General features: G+C 58.1%; 21 protein-coding genes. 11 read left to right on the top strand and 10 right to left on the bottom strand.

The window, feature by feature from the left end; all coding sequences use genetic code 11:
• The first annotated feature begins 199 nt into the window (after positions 1 to 199).
• From ACOOHD_RS03650 to ACOOHD_RS03635, 4 genes are all read left to right on the top strand, one after another.
• Complete coding sequence (locus ACOOHD_RS03650; protein ID WP_420460208.1) at positions 200 to 2,764, top strand: ATP-dependent Clp protease ATP-binding subunit; 2,565 nt, start codon at positions 200 to 202, stop codon at positions 2,762 to 2,764.
• A gap of 86 nt (positions 2,765 to 2,850) precedes the next feature.
• A complete protein-coding gene (infC, locus tag ACOOHD_RS03645; RefSeq protein ID WP_420460207.1) occupies positions 2,851 to 3,480 on the top strand; it encodes a translation initiation factor IF-3 in 630 nt (209 codons plus the stop codon).
• An 81-nt stretch (positions 3,481 to 3,561) separates the two neighbouring features.
• Positions 3,562 to 4,185, top strand: a complete 624-nt coding sequence (gene yihA, locus ACOOHD_RS03640) for a ribosome biogenesis GTP-binding protein YihA/YsxC (RefSeq protein ID WP_420460206.1) — start codon at positions 3,562 to 3,564, stop codon at positions 4,183 to 4,185.
• Positions 4,186 to 4,240: 55 nt separating this feature from the next.
• Positions 4,241 to 5,998: a 1-acyl-sn-glycerol-3-phosphate acyltransferase gene (locus ACOOHD_RS03635; protein WP_420460205.1), complete on the top strand. Its 1,758-nt coding sequence runs from the start codon at positions 4,241 to 4,243 to the stop codon at positions 5,996 to 5,998.
• Here the strand turns inward: ACOOHD_RS03635 and ACOOHD_RS03630 are convergent.
• Positions 5,964 to 6,626 (bottom strand): deoxynucleoside kinase, encoded by a 663-nt coding sequence (locus ACOOHD_RS03630; RefSeq protein WP_420460204.1) that lies wholly within the window; start codon positions 6,624 to 6,626, stop codon positions 5,964 to 5,966. The two genes, ACOOHD_RS03635 and ACOOHD_RS03630, sit on opposite strands and share 35 nt — an antisense overlap.
• A 15-nt stretch (positions 6,627 to 6,641) precedes the next feature.
• Between ACOOHD_RS03630 and folK the strand changes: the two genes are divergently transcribed.
• Complete coding sequence (folK, locus tag ACOOHD_RS03625) at positions 6,642 to 7,103, top strand: 2-amino-4-hydroxy-6-hydroxymethyldihydropteridine diphosphokinase (RefSeq protein ID WP_420460203.1); 462 nt, start codon at positions 6,642 to 6,644, stop codon at positions 7,101 to 7,103.
• On the opposite strand, the gene ACOOHD_RS03620 is transcribed toward folK, so the two are convergent.
• Positions 7,047 to 7,826: a DUF6503 family protein gene (locus ACOOHD_RS03620; RefSeq protein ID WP_420460202.1), complete on the bottom strand. Its 780-nt coding sequence runs from the start codon at positions 7,824 to 7,826 to the stop codon at positions 7,047 to 7,049. The two genes, folK and ACOOHD_RS03620, sit on opposite strands and share 57 nt — an antisense overlap.
• A 33-nt stretch (positions 7,827 to 7,859) precedes the next feature.
• Here ACOOHD_RS03620 and ACOOHD_RS03615 point away from each other — a divergent pair, with 33 nt between their 5' ends.
• Positions 7,860 to 8,321, top strand: a complete 462-nt coding sequence (locus tag ACOOHD_RS03615; protein ID WP_420460201.1) for a nuclear transport factor 2 family protein — start codon at positions 7,860 to 7,862, stop codon at positions 8,319 to 8,321.
• Entirely contained in the window at positions 8,318 to 8,836 is a 519-nt protein-coding gene (locus tag ACOOHD_RS03610; RefSeq protein ID WP_420460200.1) for a GNAT family N-acetyltransferase, read from the top strand. Before ACOOHD_RS03615 ends, ACOOHD_RS03610 begins: the two co-directional genes overlap by 4 nt.
• Here ACOOHD_RS03610 and ACOOHD_RS03605 read toward each other — a convergent pair.
• On the bottom strand, positions 8,786 to 11,182 hold the full coding sequence (locus ACOOHD_RS03605) for a PKD domain-containing protein (protein WP_420460199.1): 2,397 nt from the start codon (positions 11,180 to 11,182) through the stop codon (positions 8,786 to 8,788). The two genes, ACOOHD_RS03610 and ACOOHD_RS03605, sit on opposite strands and share 51 nt — an antisense overlap.
• A gap of 185 nt (positions 11,183 to 11,367) precedes the next feature.
• Between ACOOHD_RS03605 and ACOOHD_RS03600 the strand changes: the two genes are divergently transcribed.
• From ACOOHD_RS03600 to ACOOHD_RS03585, 4 genes are read left to right on the top strand one after another with little or no spacing between them, the layout of a single operon-like run.
• Positions 11,368 to 11,964 carry a Sua5/YciO/YrdC/YwlC family protein gene (locus ACOOHD_RS03600; protein ID WP_420460198.1) on the top strand — a complete coding sequence of 199 codons (597 nt, stop codon included), beginning with the start codon at positions 11,368 to 11,370 and terminating at the stop codon, positions 11,962 to 11,964.
• A 42-nt stretch (positions 11,965 to 12,006) separates the two neighbouring features.
• On the top strand, positions 12,007 to 13,071 hold the full coding sequence (gene prfA, locus ACOOHD_RS03595) for a peptide chain release factor 1 (RefSeq protein WP_420460197.1): 1,065 nt from the start codon (positions 12,007 to 12,009) through the stop codon (positions 13,069 to 13,071).
• Positions 13,068 to 13,598 (top strand): histidine phosphatase family protein, encoded by a 531-nt coding sequence (locus ACOOHD_RS03590; RefSeq protein WP_420460196.1) that lies wholly within the window; start codon positions 13,068 to 13,070, stop codon positions 13,596 to 13,598. The genes prfA and ACOOHD_RS03590 overlap by 4 nt, the downstream gene beginning before the upstream one ends.
• 6 nt (positions 13,599 to 13,604) lie before the next feature.
• A complete protein-coding gene (locus ACOOHD_RS03585; RefSeq protein ID WP_420460195.1) occupies positions 13,605 to 14,735 on the top strand; it encodes a DUF819 family protein in 1,131 nt (376 codons plus the stop codon).
• On the opposite strand, the gene ACOOHD_RS03580 is transcribed toward ACOOHD_RS03585, so the two are convergent.
• From ACOOHD_RS03580 to ACOOHD_RS03550, 7 genes are all read right to left on the bottom strand, one after another.
• Positions 14,667 to 15,923 carry an AI-2E family transporter gene (locus ACOOHD_RS03580; RefSeq protein ID WP_420460194.1) on the bottom strand — a complete coding sequence of 419 codons (1,257 nt, stop codon included), beginning with the start codon at positions 15,921 to 15,923 and terminating at the stop codon, positions 14,667 to 14,669. The genes ACOOHD_RS03585 and ACOOHD_RS03580 overlap by 69 nt on opposite strands.
• Complete coding sequence (locus ACOOHD_RS03575) at positions 15,923 to 16,435, bottom strand: hypothetical protein (RefSeq protein WP_420460193.1); 513 nt, start codon at positions 16,433 to 16,435, stop codon at positions 15,923 to 15,925. The genes ACOOHD_RS03580 and ACOOHD_RS03575 overlap by 1 nt, the downstream gene beginning before the upstream one ends.
• A gap of 33 nt (positions 16,436 to 16,468) precedes the next feature.
• A complete protein-coding gene (locus ACOOHD_RS03570) occupies positions 16,469 to 17,173 on the bottom strand; it encodes a hypothetical protein (RefSeq protein ID WP_420460192.1) in 705 nt (234 codons plus the stop codon).
• On the bottom strand, positions 17,170 to 17,706 hold the full coding sequence (locus ACOOHD_RS03565) for a hypothetical protein (RefSeq protein ID WP_420460191.1): 537 nt from the start codon (positions 17,704 to 17,706) through the stop codon (positions 17,170 to 17,172). The genes ACOOHD_RS03570 and ACOOHD_RS03565 overlap by 4 nt, the downstream gene beginning before the upstream one ends.
• A 5-nt stretch (positions 17,707 to 17,711) precedes the next feature.
• Positions 17,712 to 17,921, bottom strand: a complete 210-nt coding sequence (locus tag ACOOHD_RS03560) for a DUF2945 domain-containing protein (RefSeq protein WP_420460190.1) — start codon at positions 17,919 to 17,921, stop codon at positions 17,712 to 17,714.
• A gap of 89 nt (positions 17,922 to 18,010) precedes the next feature.
• The gene (locus ACOOHD_RS03555; RefSeq protein WP_420460189.1) at positions 18,011 to 18,469 is read right to left on the bottom strand and encodes a hypothetical protein; all 459 of its coding nucleotides are present in this window, start codon (positions 18,467 to 18,469) and stop codon (positions 18,011 to 18,013) included.
• Between the two features lie 109 nt (positions 18,470 to 18,578).
• Positions 18,579 to 19,496 carry a mechanosensitive ion channel family protein gene (locus tag ACOOHD_RS03550; RefSeq protein WP_420460188.1) on the bottom strand — a complete coding sequence of 306 codons (918 nt, stop codon included), beginning with the start codon at positions 19,494 to 19,496 and terminating at the stop codon, positions 18,579 to 18,581.
• Positions 19,497 to 19,524: the final 28 nt, after the last annotated feature.

Below are 19,524 nucleotides of genomic sequence, written 5' to 3'. Positions count from 1 at the left end.
CAACCAAATAGGCTTCACCTTGTTTCTGTAGTGTAAGTGCCCGCAACGGCCGAATATTGTTGGCGTACATCGGCGTTTTGTCAGGCTTTTTTGGCAGTCGCCCCGCACTGGCACAGTTCTTCCCCATAGGTATTAACTTTAGGGCCTAGCTGTAGCAACGCGGCACCGCCCGCTTTACTACTAACTCCAATATCATTAAATGCCACATCCTCCACAACGGGAATTTAACCCGGAAATAAAACAGGCCATGGCCCGGGGCAAGCAGGAGGCCGAAAAAATGGGCCATACCTACGTTGGCCCTGAACACCTGCTCCTCGGCGTACTAAGTATGGGTTCAAGTCTAGCCACCCGCGTACTGCGCAACCTGGCCGTGGATATCGATGCGCTAGCCGACACGCTCCGTGAGAATATCCAACGCAACGGAGGCGAAACCAGCAGCCACTCGATCTCTCGGTTACCCCTGAGCGACAAGGCCGACCGGGTGCTCAAGGTCACCTTCCTGGAAGCCAAGGCGCTCAAAACCTCCCAGGTGAGTCCCGAGCACCTCATCCTATCTATTCTACGCAATAAGGAGCTGCCCGCAACCAAGATCTTGCGGCAGTTCGAGGTAGAATACGAAATCTACAAAGCAGAACTCGATTACGTGAAAGACGAAAAAGATTTTACCGAAGATGAAACCCTACCGATGAACCAAGCCCCTGGTGCCGGGGAGGAAAGTTTTGAGGATGATGACAGTGGGCGCGGCGGACAGCGCGGCGGCCGCGGTCAGGGAAATTCTAAGTCCCGCACCCCCGTACTGGATAATTTTGGCCGCGATATCTCCGCCCTGGCCGAGGAAGATCGCCTGGACCCCATCATCGGCCGGGAAACCGAGATTGAACGCGTCAGCCAAATTCTGAGCCGCCGCAAGAAGAACAACCCCATCCTGATCGGCGAGCCCGGCGTAGGTAAGACCGCCATCGTGGAAGGTCTAGCTCTACGCATCCGCGACCGCAAGGTGAGCCGCACCCTCTTCGACAAGCGCATCGTGATGCTGGACCTGGCTGCCCTGGTGGCTGGCACCAAGTACCGCGGACAGTTCGAGGAGCGGATGAAGGCCATCATGACCGAGCTGGAGAAAAGCCGTGACGTGATCCTATTCATCGACGAGATCCATACCATCGTGGGTGCCGGCGGTGCTACCGGCTCCCTGGACGCCAGCAACATCTTTAAGCCAGCCCTGGCCCGGGGCGAACTGCAGTGCATCGGCGCCTCCACGCTGGACGAGTACCGGCAGCACATCGAGAAAGATGGAGCCCTCGACCGTCGCTTTCAGAAGGTCCTCGTCAATCCGCCGAGCGCCGATGAGGCCGTACACATTCTTAATAACATCAAGCCGAAGTACGAGGAATTCCACAACGTGGACTACTCCGACGATGCCATCGAAGCCTGCGTGAAACTGAGCGACCGGTACATCACCGACCGCTTCCTGCCCGATAAGGCTATCGACGTGCTCGATGAGGTTGGTGCCCGTACTCACCTGAAGAACATCACCGTTCCGGCCCACATCGAAGAGGTAGAGGCCAAGATCGAGGAGGTCAAGGAACAGAAGAACTCCGCGGTCAAAAACCAGCAGTACGAGCGTGCCGCCGACCTACGTGATCAGGAATCCAAGTTGCAGCGCAGCCTGGAGGACGCCAAAAAGCAGTGGGAAGAAGAAGCCAAGACCAAACGGTACCCGGTAGGCGAGGAGGATATCGCCGAGGTAGTCAGCATGATGACCGGTATTCCGGTCCGCCGGGTAGCCCAGAACGAGAGCAAAAAGCTCGTGGGCATGGAAAGCGATCTGCAGGCTGCGATCATCGGGCAGGACAACGCCATCACCAAGGTGACCAAGGCCATTCAGCGTAACCGCGTCGGCCTTAAGGATCCCAGCAAGCCCATCGGCACCTTTATCTTCCTCGGACCTACCGGGGTGGGTAAGACGGAGCTCGCCAAGGCCCTGGCACGGTACATCTTCGATAGCGAGGAGAGCCTGATCCGCATTGATATGTCGGAGTACATGGAGAAATTCAGCGTCAGCCGTCTGATCGGCGCGCCTCCCGGTTACGTGGGCTACGAAGAAGGCGGCCAGCTTACCGAAAAGGTACGCCGGAAGCCCTACAGCGTGATTTTGCTCGACGAGATCGAAAAGGCGCACCCGGATGTGTACAACATCCTACTGCAGGTGCTCGACGATGGCCAACTTACCGACGGCATGGGTCGCAAGGTGGATTTTAAGAACACCATGATCATCATGACCTCCAATATTGGCGTCCGCCAGCTCAAAGACTTTGGTCAGGGTGTAGGATTTGCCACCAAGGCCCGCACGGAGAACGCCGAGGAAAATTCCAAGGCGGTGATCAACAATGCCCTGAAGCGGACCTTCTCGCCCGAATTCCTCAACCGGATTGACGACGTGGTCATCTTCAACAGCCTGGGTCAGGAAGAGATCTTTAAGATCATTGACATCGCCCTGAGCGATCTGTACAAGCGCCTGATCGGACTGGAGTTCAGTCTGAAGCTGGACGACGCTGCAAAGAAGTTCGTAGCCGAGAAGGGGTTCGATCCGCAGTTCGGTGCCCGCCCACTTCACCGTGCCATCCAGAAGTACATCGAAGACCCGCTTGCGGAATTCATCCTCAACAACAATCCCGAGGGTGGTGCACACCTCATGGCGAAGATGAATGAGTCCGCCGACGGGCTTGTAATCGAGCAACAGGAGGCCGTAGCTTCCGAAGAGTAGTCTTCCCGCTCGGCTGCCGACTTAACCACCAGTTCAAACAATTTTACCTTTACCCCCTTACATTTCTATCACATAACACCAAGCTATTGGCTAAGAGAAGAGGCGGCGGCCGCAATCGCTACGTACGCAGAGAAGAACCAACCCCCCAATTCCGCATCAACGACATGATCCGGGTACCCGAGGTACGCCTCGTAGGCGATAACCTGGAGCAAATCAGCGAGCAGCTCGGCCGCAAGGTCGAGAGCGGCGTATTCGACATTCGTGAGCTTAAAGGATGGGGCCGCGACCTCGGACTCGATCTCGTGGAAATCAGCCCGAACGCTAGTCCGCCGGTAGTGCGTCTGACGGATTACAAGAAGTTCCTTTACGAGAAGAAACGTAAGGAGAAAGAGATTCGTAGCAAGGCAGTTAAGACCGTCATCAAAGAGGTCCGTTTTGGACCAAATACTGACGATCACGACTTTGAGTTCAAGGTACGCCACGCCCGCGGTTTTTTGGAAGACGGGGCGAAGGTGAAAGCCTACGTACATTTCCGCGGCCGCTCCATCGTCTTCAAGGACCGTGGGGAGCTGCTCCTGCTGCGCTTCATGAAGGAGCTCGAAGACCTGGGTGCAGCGGAGGCCATGCCGAAGATGGAGGGCCGGCGCATGAACGTCATCATCAGCCCGAAAAAAGTGCAGAAAAAGTCGAAATCTAAGGCAGAAAACGACGCGTAACGCATTCTGCTGGTGTACTGACGCCCATTCGATCGCTTCGGATGGGCGTTGGTATTTTATAGCGTCTGAGACGTAGCACCCATGGCACAAATTAAAACCAGCACCTTCGCCTCCAGCCACGCCCGCGTGGTGCAAACGCCGCAGGACGGCCGGCCGGAGTTCGCCTTCATCGGCCGTAGTAACGTCGGCAAGAGCAGTCTCATCAATATGCTGGTCGGACGCAAGGAGCTCGCTCACACCAGTGGCAAACCGGGTAAGACACAGCTCATCAACTACTTTCTCATCAACCACAGCTGGTACCTCACTGACCTGCCCGGCTACGGTTACGCGGTGCAGAGTAAAAAGACCCGCGGTAAGTGGGAGGCCCGCACGGAGAAGTACTTCCTGAACCGGCAGACGCTAGTAGCCGCCTTCGTCCTCATCGATAGCAACGTACCACCCCAGGCCATCGACCTTGAGTTCGTCAACTGGCTCGGAGAGCACGGGGTACCCTTCGTGCTGGCCTTCACCAAAACGGATCGGAAGAAAAGCCGGCAGGGGGGCAGCGTGGACGATTTCAAGTCCGAACTCCTCAAAAGCTGGGAAGAGCTGCCCCCGATTTTCCTGACCAGCGCAACCACGGAAACCGGCCGCGAAGAAATACTGGAGTTCGTAGAAACTACCCTGCTTTCCCTTCCCTGGCCGTTCTACGGAGAGCCGAAGTGATAGGTCTGACCGCTACCTTTGCCTCCTTTGCCGAATTATGGTAATTTGACGGACCATGAGTGCTAACCCTACCGAAACTTTCCTACCCCCACCCGATTTTGAGCGGGAGGGAAAGCGGTACGATCATACCGCGCCGGAGATCCAGGACTGGGCCATCTATAAGCTAAGCGAAGACCGGGAGCAATTCGTTAATATTCTGGAAGCCGCCAGTTGTCAGCGCATCCAGCAGGAAAGTGGCGACGCGTTGCCGGACGTACTCAGCAAGACCATCTTCAGCGAGCAGGAACGCACCCGCACCGAACCCTGGAAGGTAGATCCCCCCCAGGAGCGCGCCTACTGGAAGCGCCTGGCTAAAATGCTGGCCACGAAGAGCCTGGACGAAGATGAACCTACCACCGCCGAGCAGGCGGCTAAAACTATCCTGCGCCGGATCGTGAGTCGCTACGCCGAGGAAATCGTCGGCACCTTCAAAATTCCCACCTTTCGCTTCGCCCGGCGCTTCCTGACCTTCTTTTTCGGCCGCTTGCTGAATGCCGCCAGCGGCCGCACCTTTACCAGCCTATTTTCTAAAAAGGTCCTGCTGCAGGAAAAACTCATCGTGCGGGGATACGTAGAGCAGGTACGCGAGCTGAGCAAACTGGGCACCGTAGTCGTGGTACCCACCCACTTCAGTAACCTCGATAGCATCCTCATCGGCTATGCCCTGGATCAGGTGGCGGGCCTCCCCGCTATGTCCTTCGGCGCCGGGCTAAACCTTTATAACACCGGCTACACCGCCTACTTCATGAACCGTCTGGGGGCTTACCGCGTCGATCGCCGCAAGCGCAATCCCATCTACATGACCACGCTGAAGACGATGAGCAAGCTACTCATCCAGCGGGGGGTACCTTCCCTGTTCTTCCCCGGAGGGACCCGCTCACGTAGTGGGGAATTGGAGACAAAACTCAAGCTGGGACTACTGGGAACCGCCGTCGAGGCCCAACGCGCGCGCTACCAGCAGGGGCGCAACGACAAGGTGTTCATCGTGCCAGTCATCCTGAGTTACCCCTTCGTACTCGAGGCCCAGTTCCTGATCGAACAACACCTGCGCAGCGAGGGCCAGGACCGCTACATCAAGGCCAAGGATAGCTTCCACTCCCTACGTAGCATCTTGAAGTTCGTATGGGGAGTATTCAGTAAGGGCAACCAGATAACCATCTCGCTGGGGCAACCCCTGGACGTCGTGGGTAATCGCGTCGACGTCCAGGGCAAGAGCTACGCACTCAGCGGCAGACACGTCAGTACACGCGAATACTTTCGCAATCAGCACGGCGCGATTAATAAGGACCTACAGCGCGAAAGTGAGTATACCCGCCTGCTCGCCAACCGTATCGTGGAACGCTACCACGCCGATGGCATCGTCCTACCCAGCCACCTGGTAAGCTACGCCGCTTTTGCCATGCTAGAGCGCACGTTTATCAAAGACGACCTGTACGCCATTTTGCGACTCCCCGCCGAAGATTTCTACTTCCGCAAGGATGCCCTGGTCAAGGTAGTCACTCAGATCCGCGACCGACTACTCTCTATGGAACTGGAGGGTAAGGCCAAGGTCGCCAACGAGCTTCGTGAAACGCCCGACCGTATCATCGCACATGCCATCGACAGCATCGGCAACTACCACATCGACAAGCCGCTACACTACGATACCAAGGGGCGGCTAATCAGCGATAATTTCTCCCTCCTCTACTATTACCACAACCGCCTAGCCACCTACCGCCTCAAGGGGAAGGTGCGGTGGCCTAAAGAGATGATCGGGGACGAGCGAAGGGAGTAACCGTGTGCATTCCCGGAGCGTAGTTGCGCTGCGTGATCAGCTGGACGAGGCGGTCATACGCTCCGGCTTCCGTAAAATCGGTATCGCCCACATCAAGCACCACCACCGGCAGGTGAGGCACCGACCGAAAGTAACGGAAGTAGGCTGACTGTACCGATGCCAGGTAGGCATCCGTTATACCGACCTCGAACGGTCGACCCCGCCGCCGGATATTTGCCTGAAGTGCTGCTACCGGCCGGTGCAGGTATACCACCAGGTCGGGGTCCGGGAAGCCGGCATCCATCACGGTAAACAGCCGGTTAAATAGGCGAAACTCCTGTTCCGAGAGGTTGTTGCGGGCAAAGAGTAGGGTTTTTACGAATAGGTAATCAGCCACCGTACCCGCCTGCGTAAACAGTTCGCGGTGGGCCAGCTCCGCCTCCAACTGCTTATGCCGCTCGGCCATAAAGAATAGCTCGACCGGAAAGGCGTAGCGAGCGGAGTCCTTGTAGAAAAGGGGCAGAAAGGGATTGTCGGTAAACTGCTCAAGAATCAACCGGCGACCGAACTGCACCGCCAGCCGCTCGGCCAGCGTCGTCTTACCGGCTCCGATATTGCCCTCGATCACGGTAAAGGGGGGAAGCGTCATACGTACTTTTGGGGAATGGCAAAACTAACCCTCTCGCTCGGATCGAACCTCGGCGCACGCAGCAATGCCTTGGCCGCCGCCCGCGAGGCGATCGACCTCCGGCTGGGGACCATCACCTACCGGAGTGCAATCATCGAAACAAAGGCCTGGGGAAATACCCACCAACCCGAGTTTCTCAACCAACTCATAACCTGCTCATTAGGTGCTTTCGGTGAAACTGCGATCGAGCCTACCTATTTACATCGTGTTCTGGATACTACGCAGTCGATCGAGGCTCAGTTGGGTCGCGTGCGGGATCAGCCCTGGGGGCCGAGAACCATTGACATCGACCTCATCTTTCTGGACGACATCCGCTACGAAGACCACCGGCTAAGCCTCCCCCACCCCTGGTGGCGGCAGCGGGCCTTCGTGACCGATTTGCTACCCCCCGGCTTCGATCCTTACCTCCGTATTCTCGATCCGGCTCAGCTCGGGTAGCTCACCGGCCAGGTAGCGCTCCACCACGGAATCGATCGCCCGCTGCCGCCCGTCGACGCCGTAGTTGATATAGTCCTGCACCAGTACCCCCCCTACCCGCCGTTTATTGATCGCCTGGCGAAAGCGGAGCCCCCCCTCCTCCACGGCAAAGTTGTAGGCCAGGTAGTCCAGTTCCCCACTAGCACGGTCAAAGAAGTAGTGGTATGCGTCATCGAAGTCCGTACCCCCACCCTCCCGGTCAAAGGTCACCGCTAGGCGGTCATAGACCTTACCATCAATTGCTACCGAGTCGAGTAGCTCGGCGTTCACCGCCGGGTCACGCAGTCCGTAGGGCAGCATGAAGAAGTAGCGTACCGAGTTGACCGAGCCGGCGTAGGCTATACTATCCTTAGTAGTAAGCGAATCAGGTCGTCCATCCCGGAAGCGTTCCAGCCCCTCGTTCGTAAGTACATCCCTGATCGCGCTACCCGTCGAGTCAATGAATTCCCGCGTGTAGCTGAAGGTCCCACCCCGCTTATCGACCCCGTAGCTGCGGTCGCGAAACGTGAAGGTCAGCCGTGCCAGGGTATCCCAGCCGTTCATCCCGTGGGCGGTGATGGCCCGCTCGATGAGTTGCCCTGCCGTAAGAGACTCAGCGTCTTCCGGGTAAGCGGGGGCGGGGCCGCAGGTGCAAAGCAGGGCGAACGGGGCCAGCACGATCGCTGCAAGAAATGGTCGCATCATTTTACCTTTTTGGCCGGGGGGCGTTAACGCAGCGTGCGGTATTTCCTGGTAGCATTCCTGGTTCTTCATTCACTTTGCACCTGCGGCCCCGCCCAAGGTAACGACGGTGGGGCGGATCGGGAAAAGTTGGTCAAGCGGGAAGCCCTGTTTCATGCCGCCTACGAGCAATTAGATGCCGCCGTGCTGGACCGTATCCTAGCCCCGGACTTTACGATCACCTACCGGACGCCTCCGGTCACGAAGGGTAAGGACCAGTTCCTTCGTGAACTCTCCGAGCTACGCAACGTGTTTCCAAATCTGCGGCTCCACGTCGATAGTCTCACCCTCACCGGTGACGATACCGCTCCGGTGGGTAGTGGTCTGCGTACCTTTTCCTGGACCTACGCCGGTCAGCCCGGCAGCTTTCGGGAGGGCTACCGCCACCACTGGCGCTGGGAGGACGGGCAGTGGATGCTGAGTGCCGCCGAAGTACTGCCCCCACCGCTGAGCGAATGATCAGCCTACTCCAGCCGACGCGCGAGGAACTACGGAAGCTCCTGCTGCGGGCGGAACGGGAACCCTTCCGAGGGTATGCCATTACAACCGCGGCCCTGCCCCCCCGCACGGTAGCGGATGAGGCGCTGCGGCTACCGATCGCGGCGCTACGGCCTTACCGCTGGACTGCCCCCTTTCTGATAGTGTCTGACGAAAGGGTCGTCGGAAGTATCGGAGGAAAGGGCTTGCTGGAGGACGAGGACGAGGTAGAATTGGGCTACAACGTAGCGCCGGCCTACCGGGGTCGGGGTATAGCAACGATCGCGATCGGAAGCTGTGTAGACCTACTGCGGGCGGACGGCTGCTGGCCGCTGGCCCACGTGGAGCCCCATAATGAGCCCTCCCGCCGGGCGCTTCGCCGCAACGGTTTTGTCGTGGAGGCGATCGTACGGCTGCCGGATAGCCTTGATCTGGAGCGGTGGCGGCTACCTGATCAGTACGACCCCCCCCTTGAGGGCCGCGACGTCGCCCTGTGAGTTGCGGTAGGTGACGTCCCAGAGGTAACCGCCGCCCGGGCTATTGGAGCCCTGGAAGGTGCCGTCCCAGGAGCCCTCGAAATCGAGCGTCGTGAAGACCATCTCCCCCCAGCGGTTCCAGATGCGGAGGCGGTAATCGGTAGCGCCCTCCCAGAGTCCCTCGGGCATCCACCGATCATTGACACCGTCGCCGTTAGGCGTAAACGCATTCGGGGCGGTCACGGCGTTGGTGAGGTAGAGGTTGATATTTTTGGTAATGCTGTCGCGGCAACCGCTGGGATGGGCCACCAGTTGATTGATGTAAATGGTGGCGGTATCCCGCAGGCGGTAGTCGAACTCGGCCAGGGGCGTAGTGAAGAGCTGATCGCCGGCATTATCCGTGATCGTATAGCGGTAGCTATTGGCTCCTATGCTGCGATCGGTGACCCGGAAATCGGGAAATGCATTGGTGGGCTGCTCGGGTGAAAAGCCAAAATCCGCTACGGGAGATTCCCGCACGTCGATCAACTCCTCAAAGATGGTATCGACGAAACAGCCTATGGGGGAAGTCACGCCCAGGTAGACGTCGTACCGACCCGGCAGGGCGTACTCGTGGATAGGATCACGCGCATCGGAACTTCCCCCGTCGCCAAACTGCCACTCGAAGGTATAGTCGTCGTTGATGGGGATCGAGCGGTTGACGAAGAAATTGGTGTAGGGGGCGCAGCCGAAACCGTTACTAGGCTCCAACAGCAGGGTGCGGGGACTGGGAAAATACGGCACCTGCTTGGTGATACTATCCGCGCAGCCATTTTCGTCCGTGACGGTAAGCACCGCATTGAAGTTGCCACCCCGTTGGTACTGGTAGTTTGGCTCGGGACTGATGGAGCGGCTGCGCGCCGTGGAATCCCCGAAGTTCCAGCTGTAGCCGGTGATTCGCTGTCCGGATTCCGTGGTGCTCAGGTCCGTAAACTGCACCGGCTCGGGGTCGCAGACGATCTCGCTGACCTCAAAGTCGGGGTCGAGGCCCGGCAGGACTTCCAGGAAGAACTCCGCGGTGTCCTTACAGTTTTCGGCGAAGGAACTGCGGTTGAGGAACATTTTGCCCTCGTATACCCCGCGCTGATTGATACTGGTGACGAAATTGCGACTCGTACCGGTAAGCAGCGCACCGCCGGGACCGCTTAGCTCCCAGTCGTAGGACGTGATGGAGCTTTCCAGGGTGCTCTGGTTGACGATGGTGTTCGGCCCGAAGCCGCACTGGGTGATGTAGAACCGGCCCTGCTCATCGAGTTCCGTTTCCAGCAAATCGGCCTCGACGGTAGAGCCGCAACGGCTCACGCTGAGCTGGAACTCACGCTTCGTCTCGCTCAGCAGTACCGGTATACTATCGCGGCTCCACTCCTCTACGCAAACCGCGATGACGTGCGTGCCGGGATAAAGGGGCCGGCCGGATAACTCGCCGGTGAGGGGGTCGATGCGAAGTTCACTTCCGATGCCGAGTTGATTATTGACGTTGTACCGAGGGGCGAGATAGGTGACCGAGGTATAGGGGTAGGGGCTTTCTACGGTGGGAGCCAGGTCATCGAAGGTAGTCGGCGTGCGGGCGGGGGGATTGAGGCCGTCCTGCCCCGCACCCACCTTGGCATCACACATTTTGTAAGCGAGACTGTCATTATCGTTGTCGGTGGCCCCCAGGTCGATACGAAAATCGGCGTTGATACAAATAGCAATGGGCGGGAAGATATTGAATCGCGGACTGCTGTTCGCTGTCAACTGAGCTTCCGGCAGTATCTGGATAAAGTAGGTAGCCCCGATGCTGTTCCCGTTGAGTAGATTGCGGATGCTCTCGTTGCGGCAGCACCGCTGGTAGGCAATGGTATAGGGGTTAGCCGATACCGGCAGTTCCAGGAAGAACTGATAGGTCGCCAGCTCCTGGCAGACCGGTTCGGTAAGTACGAGGCACGGATTGCCCAGATTGACCGCTACGTCTTTAAAACCAGTGAAGGGAACTGCAAGACTTGCGTACTGGGTCAATACCTGGTCGCCATCGTAGACCGTGATATGCATCGGGGCTGATTTCTGCGATTCCCCCGGCAGCACCACACAGGTTTCCTTGGGTGGCTGTCGGGGCAGCTCATCCCCTCCGTCAAAGCACGCACCGCCCCGGATGCAGTCCCGGTACACATTGAGGAAAACGTGGTAGCGGCGGATACCGGTACTGGGGTCGTCATTCTTCCACCCTACGAAAAGGTACTGAAACTCACCCCCCACGATGTGATCCGCCCACAACCCGGCGGGTGCGAAAAGCAGCAGGAGACTGGCCACGGCTGCGCTGCGAAACAAGCGGCAAAGAATGGGACGCACGGTGAAAGTTTAGGGACCAAAGCAATCTTAGCGGCAAAATACAGTTTGATTTCCTGAATGGACCGGCATGAGTCGGCCGGCGGGTGTCGGTCAGCCGTCGCTACTCCATTTGCCGGGTCTTTTGGCCCACGGCACGTTCTGTACACCACCTTTTATCCTCTTGGATGAAGGTATAACCCATCCGAATGATCGGAATCTCTACCCCCGCTTCCATGCACCCACGGATGCCGCCCCGCGGCATCGGTGCCCTGCCCGCCCTGCGCGCTGGTGGTCTGGTGCTACTCCCCACCGCTAACCTCTGGCAACTCATCACCGATGCGCGGCAATTCAGCTCCGTCAAACGGTTGCTCCAGGTATGCCCCCCTACGTCCACTAACCACCCGGAGCTCATCTTCGGCGACCGCGACGCGCTGCTGAGCTGGTTCCCGCAGTTGCACCCCAAGCTCGATACCCTGCTGAGCTACCACGGTCGCACGCTGACCATCCTTACCCCCGCGACGAGTCTGGTACCGGATGCCTTCGTCAATCAGCACGACGAGGTGGCCGTGCGCCTGGCTATGGACTCCTTCTGCTACCGCCTTACCGAAGACCTGGAGGCCCCCCTGGCGGCCGTGCTGGCCATGGGCGATGAGGGTGCCGGTCTACCGACGCGCTTCGGCAAGATCCGTTCCGACGTTCTGCGGGCTTCCGATTTCACCGTGCAGCGGCGGCAGCGGGAGGACCTCGACTCGGCCCCCGCCGTACGGGTACGCATGCGCGGGGGTAGGCTGGAGTTTTTGTAGCCCCCCGCCGTATCTTGGCCCGCCCCAGCCAAGTGCGCCTCTATGATCGACCAGCTCGAAGCCATCTTTCACCGCTTTAAAAACCTGGAGGAGCAGCTCTCCGATCCCGAGATCATCACCGATCCGGACCGCTTCACCAAGGTCAATAAAGAATACGGGAAGCTCCGACCGGTTGCGGACACCTACCTCCAGTACCAGGACCTCACCGATAACCTCGCTACCGCCGAAGCTATGCGCAAGGATCCCGATCCGGAAATGCGCGAGATGGCCCAACTGGAATACGAAGAACTGCGCGAAGCCAAAACGGAGCTCGACGAGCGGGTGAAGGTCATGCTTATCCCCAAAGACCCGGAGGATGAGCGCGACATCATCATGGAAATCCGTAGCGGCACCGGCGGCGATGAGGCGGCCATCTTTGCCGGCGACCTCTTCGATATGTACAAACGTTACGTCGACACCCAGGGCTGGAAGGTCGAGGTGATCGACGAAAACGAGGGCACGGCCGGCGGCTACTCCAAGGTAGTCTTCGAAGTGCACGGCGACGATGTCTACTCTAGCCTCAAGTTCGAATCCGGCGTGCACCGGGTCCAACGCGTACCCAAAACCGAGAGCCAGGGCCGCGTCCACACCTCGGCGGCCACCGTGGCCGTCCTGGCCAAGATGGAGGAAGAGGACATCAACATCAATAAGGCCGACCTGAAAATCGATACCTTCCGCGCCTCGGGAGCCGGCGGGCAGCACGTCAACAAAACCGAGTCTGCCATCCGTATTACCCACCTGCCCACCGGCATCGTATCCGAGAGCCAGGACGGTCGCAGCCAGCACAAGAACAAGGAGATCGCCATGGCACAGCTTTACCGCCGCATCAAGGATGCTCAGGACTCCGCCGCGGCCAGTGAACTGGCCAGCGCACGTAAGTCCCTCGTCGGCAGCGGCGACCGCAGCGAAAAGATTCGCACCTACAACTACCCCCAGAATCGCGTCACCGACCACCGGATCAACCTCACCCTCCACAGCCTCGATAAGATCGTAGCCGGCAACCTTGAGCCCATTATTGAAGGCCTGCAGGTCGCCGAGAATGCCGAGAAAATGAAGGAAGGCATATGATCCCTTACCTGCTCCTGCCCTTCCTAGTGTTCCTCAGCGCTGCATCCTGCGGCCCCGGCGAAGCTGCAACTGCTGACCCCGCCGCAACTACCGGCCGCGAGGTAGCCACCGTGATCCTGGTGCGCCACGCCGAAAAAGAGCCGGGCGACGATCCCGTGCTGACCGCCGCCGGCACCACCCGGGCGGAACAGTTGCGTGATATGCTGGAGGAAGTAGATCTGGCCGCGGTTTACGCTACAGATACCCGGCGCACCCTAGCCACCGCCGCCCCCACGGCCACCGCCCACGGGCTAGACACCCAGCCGTACGATCCGGCCGCACTCGACCAACTGGCCGGCACCCTACGCCGTAATTACACCGGTAAAACCGTGCTGGTCGTCGGCCACAGTAACACGACCCCGCAGCTGCTCAACGCCCTCCTCGGTAGTGACGCGCGGCTATCCATCGGCGAGGAAGACTACGGGAATCTGTTGGTGGCCTCGGTACCCCGGTCGGGTCGTGGCACCCTGCTGCACCTGCACTACTAGGCCGGATTGCAGTCGCTAATTGCCTACGGTTTTGCCCTCACCACCCCTGTGCTAGCCACCCTTGCCGCGCGCCGGGGGTACCTACCGGCCTGGTGCAGCGGTATCGTACTTTGTTATGCCGCCGGTATCCTGCTGGCCAACCTGCGTCTGCTGACCCTTCCTGCCGGACTCCTAGAAGATCTCGCGGGCGGTAGCATGCTGATTGGTTTACCCCTGCTGCTACTGGCGGTGCGCCCCCGAGAGGTACTGAGGCATGCACCCCGGATGCTGTTAGCGTTCGGTCTCTGCTGCCTGGCCGGCCTCACGGCTACCATCTGTGCTACCTTGCTCCTGTCCGATACCGTGCCCGATAGCTGGAAGGTTGCCGGTATGCTCACCGGGCTCTACACCGGCGGCACGCCTAATGTACAGGCTATCGGTCTGGCCCTGGAGGCCCCGGCCGATTACCTGGTACTGATTCAGGCTGCGGATGTGTTGCTGGGGGGGGCGTATCTGCTAGCGCTCATCACCTTTCTCCCCTCGATTTTTGCCCGCATCTTCCCCCCCACACCACAGCATACTGGGGGCGGGGCCGCCGCGGGTGCCACCGAAGTGGAGGAGCGGGTACCCTTCCTTCGGGGAGCCATTCAGCTGGTAGCGGCCGCAGCGATTACCGCCACCGGGGCCGGACTGAGCTACCTCGTGACGGGCAGTGCCACCTCCCCCACCTTCCTGGTGCTGGTTGTGACCAGTTTAGGACTCTCGTTAGCGCTCACGCCACTGCCCCGGTGGCTGGGCGACACCTACCCCCTGGGCGAGTACTTCGTGCTGATCTTCTGCGTGGCTATCGGATTACTGGCGGATTTCCGTACCCTGGTCGACCACGGGCTGGAACTACTGTATTTTTCAGCGGTTGCCCTGGGCCTTACTACGTTATTGCACTTACTGCTGGCGAAACTGGCCCGGGTGGATCGTGACACCTTTATTCTGAGCTACGTAGCGGCGGTGTACGGACCGGTGTTCGTGGTACAGGTGGCTGCCGCCATTGGCAACCGTCGGCTTCTTGCCACGGCGCTGGGCGTATCCCTGCTAGGGTTCGGGATCGGCAACTACCTTGGCATCGGGGTAGCTTGGTTGCTTCGCGGCCTTCTTACTTAGGCGCGTACGCGGGCCCGGGCTGCTGATATGACCCTTACCGCTGAACAGGTTCGCTAACCGAAAGCGAGGGCCGTTGTAGGTACTCAGGAACTCTCCGGAGCGCTCGTAAAGATCGTCACTTAGGAGTAAGGCAATGGGGCGCAGGGGCTCGATGTGAGTGAAGATGATTCGTACCATAGCCAGGAGGGGAATGGCCAGAATGATTCCGGCGATGCCCCAGAAGAAGCTGCCGATGATGACGGCTATGATTGCAGCTAGCGCATTGATCTTTACGCTTCCACCCAGCACTTTCGGGGTTATGAAGTTTCCCTCCACGAACTGTACCGTTACGTACAGGACCACCACGAGTAGAGGTTGCCATACGCTCTCCGTAGTGGCGATCGCAAATACAAAGGGGAGCAAGCCCCCGACTAGGGTACCGATGTAGGGGATGACGCCAAGCACCGCGGCAAGGAAGCCCCAGACCAGAAAGTAGTCCAGTCCGATCGCAAATAGCCCGGCACTGTTCAGGATGCCGAGGATCAGCATCACCAGCAGCATCCCCCCGAGGTAGCTCTTGGCGATCTGCTGTACCTCGTTCAGGGTCTGGAGGCCTTCCTGCTGGTCGCCGTCGCTGAGCTGCCCGAGTACAAAGTTCTTCACGGCCGTGCGGTACAGGAGAAAAAAGAAGGTGTAAATGGCGACCAGGGAGAAGTTGGCGAGTAGTACGCCGCTGGTGGAAAGGCCGGTGGAGACGATACCCAGAGGCTCGTCACTCACGCTGGTGATCGCCTGATCGATGTAGGTCTCGACCTCCTCACCGGAAAGTCCGAAGGTGCCCCCGCCGTACTCCGCCCACTCGTAGAGGGTTTCCTGCAGACCGGCGTAGATGTCATCGGCTTCGGTAAGAATACCCTGCACCTGGTTAAAAAAAAATAGGATGACCGCGACGACCAGAATGGTAGCGGCGGTGAGGGTAAGGATCACCGCCAGCATACGGTGGTGAATGATGTGCTCGAACCAGCGGCAGGCGGGCTGTAGCATCAGGGCAAAAAACATGCCGTAAGTGAGGGGGATAAAAAAAGAACTGCCTGCGTAAAGTGCGTAAAGCACAATACTCAGGCAGATCAAAAAGTGCGCGATGCGCTGAAAGCTCACCCCTTGGTGAATCTTGCCGGGGGGCTTGATGGATGGTAGGGGTTGCGGCATTAGTCCTCAGGTGCGCTACCTCCCTTGTAGTACTGCATAAAGACGAACCCGATGATGAGGACAAAAACCAACGTTTCCATAGCTACGAAGAAGCTATTCATCATCGCGTCGCCGAAGCTATCGTTGTCGTTGAGGAATTGCTCGAAGGCCCACTCAGGTTTAATCGCTGCCAGGGTGATATTACCGACCGCTAGTACGATGGTTGCCCACGCACCAATACGGAATAGCAGGCCGATCTCGGCCTTAAAGACGGCATTACTACTGTAGATCGCTTCGGCGTACTGCTTGGTCGCATACCAAACGATGGGGATAATGAGCAGGTGCTTGGCAAAGCGCACACTAAGCGGTAGCTCTACGGTAAGGGCATTGACGATGAGTAGGTAGATCGCAACGGCCACGCCCAGTAGGATACCGTATTTACGCCCCTCCTTATCTACATTGAAATTATGGGCAACGGGCGCATCCAGGTGCGGTGGGTTCTCGTGCGAAGTGGTCTCGGTTGTTTGGGCCATATGGGTGTAGTTCGATTGCGTTCGGGAGTAAAGTTAGCCTAAGTACTGCTTACGGGTGCGTTCGAGCTCCTGAAGTTGCAGTTCGAGTTGGCGGACCCGCTCACTCTTTTCCTCAGCGGTTTGAAGTTCGTCGCCTACGTTTTCACGCGCATCTTCAATTTTTCGCTGGTATTTATCAATCTTATCCTCGTACTTCTCAATCTTCTTGCGGGCCTTTTCGGCGTCCTTGGACGCATCCTGCGAGTCGTCCCGTAGATCAGCCAGCTCGTCGCGGGTATCGGTAAGCTTCTCGTCGAAGTAGCGCTGGTAGAAATACGTCCGAAATTCCTGTAAGATTGCCGAAGCAGTCTGGTAGTCACCCTCGTGGTTGGTGCGGGTGATTACGTCATTTTCAGCGTAGGCCAAGCTGAGGTTCACCGTCGTCCGCTGCTCGTTGCCCCCCACGCTGGAGTACACGTCGAGGTTCTTATCTCCCAGACTGCGTACCGGTACCTGCTCGGCTAGATAGGCGATGTTGTCGCCGTCCTTATCTGTACGGTCGATATCGATGTCGTAGCGCTCGTCCCAGAAGTCATCCCAAATGTCGTACACCACATCTACGGGTGCATCAAGCTGGATCGACATCGAGGGCAGCGTCATCTTATCGTAGGTGGTAGTGCCATCGGTGATGGTAGCGGCCTGCTGCGCGGAGACTAAGCTGGAGCAAAGAATCAATAACGAGAGGGTGAGGCGAATCATAGATTGGATTTGTGTTGGTCGTCGTAGTGGTCGTTGCGATCCTGGGGCACGGTGGCGTAGCGGTCGGCGCGGTTGACCCAGATCAGAATCTCCTGGTGCTGAGCGTGTAGAATTTCTTCAGCGAAGTCAAGGAGTTGGGTATTGCCCAGTGCTTTCTCGTAGGAGTGGCTGAGCGCCTCCTCATTGTCATGTGCCATACTGGCTAGCTCCACTACATTTTTTGCCTGCAGGGCACGGTTGAGGGCGGCTTCCTGCTTCTTGAACACGGTCTCCGAACTGCGGGAGGGAGTATGTACCCCACCGGAAATATCGGCCAGAATGCCATTGAGTTTTTCCAGCATGGCCTCGTGGTAAGCGGCCAGCTCATCGAAGTAGTTAGCGGGAGTTTCCTCATCGGGCCGCAGCGCGGTGGCAAAATCGCGGTAGTAGCTGGCACTTTGGCGGTGCAACATCGCAATTTCGTTGATGATCGCGTCGGTGCCCTCGGGCCGAACTTCGTACGTTGACTTGTTAATATCGGAATTGTTGTCCATAGGTGTTAGGCTTTTTCTACTTCTGATTCTAGTTTCAGCACGGCGTCGCCGTCATCTTGTTTGATGTATAGCGCCTTGTTGCCACTTTCCCCCTTGCGGGTGATTTTGCTGCCTTTGATAGTTTTAGTAATCTCCTCGGTGTAGGTTTCCTCGACGGTGCCGGTAGCCTCACCGTTGGCATATTTCCACTTCACCTTACTTCCTTTACGGATCATAGCCTTGACATTTTAGGATAAAAAAAACCCGGTGGAGCCGGTTGTTAGCCAAACTCCACCGGGTGGTTGCTTGTGGTAACCGCTAGTGCTTACTCCAGGTCACCTTCGGGGTCGAAGGTGCGCTCTACGTTCTTGAGCAGATCGTCGGATTCACGCTTGAAGTCAGCCCAGCCTTGTTTGGCATCACCCTTGAAGTCTCTCCAGCCGGCTTCCATGTTGTTACCGACCCGGTCCATACGGTCGTCGATATCGCTGCGGTAGCCTTCCAGCTCGTCGTACTCCTCCTGCATCTCGGCCTTCATCTCGTCGTCGGCACCTTCCATGTCGCGCTCGAGCTCCGTCATACGGGCATCAATGTTGGCACGCGCGTCGCGGAAGTTGCGGTCGAGCTCGTTGCTTTCGTCGCGGACCTCGGCGCCCATGTTGGCAACGGCATTTTCGGTTTCAGCAGCTACCTCGTCGGAGGCGTTGTCCGCGGGGCTGCCTTCGGCACAACTATAAAATAGGCCGCTAAAGCTAAGGAGTAGAGCCAGGGTGATAATACGCATTTTCATAATGTAATACTTTGATTAGTGGATGGGCCCAAGTGCGGGGCGCGGTGGTAAGGTGATTTGGTTGATTGAGTATGTTGCACTCTCTACCGCTAAAAACAGGAGATCACTCGGGATGTTCGGTGGAGAGCATCTCGGAGAGTTTCTCGCCCCCCTTGATCCCAAAATCGAGGGTGCGGATCGGGAAGGGAATCATGATGTCATTTTCGTCGTAGGCGCGCTTGATGGCCATAATGGCCTCACTCTGTGCTTCGAGGAAATCCGCCTGGCCACTCTTACGGTCGGACAGCCAGAACCGCAGGGTATAGTTGATGGAGCTATCGCCGAATTCGTTGAAGAAGAGCTCGACCTTACGGTCCTTATCGTAAGCGACCCTGGCCTTGACGGCGTCGAGGGTGATCTGTCTCACCTTCTCCAGGTCATCGCCGTAGCTCACGCCGCAGGAAAGATCCACCCGGCGCATGCCTAGTTTGGTGTAGTTTTTGATGGGCTCCTGGGCTACAATCTTGTTGGGGATCATGACGTCCTGCCCCTGGAGGGTCATCAGCGTGGTATGCCGCAGGGTCACCTCCTGCACCTTGCCGAAGTAGTCGCGCACCTCGATGAGGTCGCCTACCCGAAATAGGCTACGTACCGAGAGCAGGATACCGCTGAAGAGGTTGAGGATGGGATCCTGGAAGGCCAAACCCAACGCTAGACCGATCACACCGGCACCGGCCAGTAAACTGGTTACCACTCCCGTAAGGTTGAGGACCGATAGGGTGAGGAATATGAAGGCGAGCACCAGCAGCGCAGTCAATACTGAACTCAGCAGGCCGGCTACCGTAGCATCGTGGATCAGCCGCCGGCTGATCTTGTTGAAGTACTTCTTCATGAAGCCCGTCACCACATAGCCCACTACGATGACAATGGCCGCTAGTAGGAGATTAGGCAGGTTACGCAGGATCAGCGCCCACCACCTCCGTAGCTCGTCAAAGAGTGGCTGAAAGTCGAGCTCGAGCCCGAAAAGATCGAATAGGTACATAGAATGCGTTGACTAAGATGGTGTATAA

Source organism: Neolewinella sp. (assembly GCF_965214665.1).
In the GTDB taxonomy this organism is placed as follows: domain Bacteria; phylum Bacteroidota; class Bacteroidia; order Chitinophagales; family Saprospiraceae; genus Neolewinella.
The sequence above is the reverse complement of the archived record's forward strand: the minus strand, read 5'-3'. Positions and strand labels throughout refer to the sequence as shown.

What these genes read in the sequence shown, in the direction of transcription:
- ACOOHD_RS03600 (WP_420460198.1), top strand. Translation starts at nt 11,368, where the DNA reads ATGATCGGAATCTCTACCCCCGCTTCCATGCACCCACGGATGCCGCCC.
- ACOOHD_RS03555 (WP_420460189.1), bottom strand. Translation starts at nt 18,469, where the DNA reads ATGCGTATTATCACCCTGGCTCTACTCCTTAGCTTTAGCGGCCTATTT.
- yihA (WP_420460206.1), top strand. Translation starts at nt 3,562, where the DNA reads ATGGCACAAATTAAAACCAGCACCTTCGCCTCCAGCCACGCCCGCGTG.
- ACOOHD_RS03560 (WP_420460190.1), bottom strand. Translation starts at nt 17,921, where the DNA reads ATGATCCGTAAAGGAAGTAAGGTGAAGTGGAAATATGCCAACGGTGAG.
- ACOOHD_RS03580 (WP_420460194.1), bottom strand. Translation starts at nt 15,923, where the DNA reads ATGCCGCAACCCCTACCATCCATCAAGCCCCCCGGCAAGATTCACCAA.
- ACOOHD_RS03620 (WP_420460202.1), bottom strand. Translation starts at nt 7,826, where the DNA reads ATGATGCGACCATTTCTTGCAGCGATCGTGCTGGCCCCGTTCGCCCTG.
- ACOOHD_RS03635 (WP_420460205.1), top strand. Translation starts at nt 4,241, where the DNA reads ATGAGTGCTAACCCTACCGAAACTTTCCTACCCCCACCCGATTTTGAG.
- ACOOHD_RS03570 (WP_420460192.1), bottom strand. Translation starts at nt 17,173, where the DNA reads ATGATTCGCCTCACCCTCTCGTTATTGATTCTTTGCTCCAGCTTAGTC.
- prfA (WP_420460197.1), top strand. Translation starts at nt 12,007, where the DNA reads ATGATCGACCAGCTCGAAGCCATCTTTCACCGCTTTAAAAACCTGGAG.
- ACOOHD_RS03550 (WP_420460188.1), bottom strand. Translation starts at nt 19,496, where the DNA reads ATGTACCTATTCGATCTTTTCGGGCTCGAGCTCGACTTTCAGCCACTC.
- folK (WP_420460203.1), top strand. Translation starts at nt 6,642, where the DNA reads ATGGCAAAACTAACCCTCTCGCTCGGATCGAACCTCGGCGCACGCAGC.
- ACOOHD_RS03610 (WP_420460200.1), top strand. Translation starts at nt 8,318, where the DNA reads ATGATCAGCCTACTCCAGCCGACGCGCGAGGAACTACGGAAGCTCCTG.
- ACOOHD_RS03575 (WP_420460193.1), bottom strand. Translation starts at nt 16,435, where the DNA reads ATGGCCCAAACAACCGAGACCACTTCGCACGAGAACCCACCGCACCTG.
- ACOOHD_RS03630 (WP_420460204.1), bottom strand. Translation starts at nt 6,626, where the DNA reads ATGACGCTTCCCCCCTTTACCGTGATCGAGGGCAATATCGGAGCCGGT.
- ACOOHD_RS03650 (WP_420460208.1), top strand. Translation starts at nt 200, where the DNA reads ATGCCACATCCTCCACAACGGGAATTTAACCCGGAAATAAAACAGGCC.
- ACOOHD_RS03565 (WP_420460191.1), bottom strand. Translation starts at nt 17,706, where the DNA reads ATGGACAACAATTCCGATATTAACAAGTCAACGTACGAAGTTCGGCCC.
- ACOOHD_RS03590 (WP_420460196.1), top strand. Translation starts at nt 13,068, where the DNA reads ATGATCCCTTACCTGCTCCTGCCCTTCCTAGTGTTCCTCAGCGCTGCA.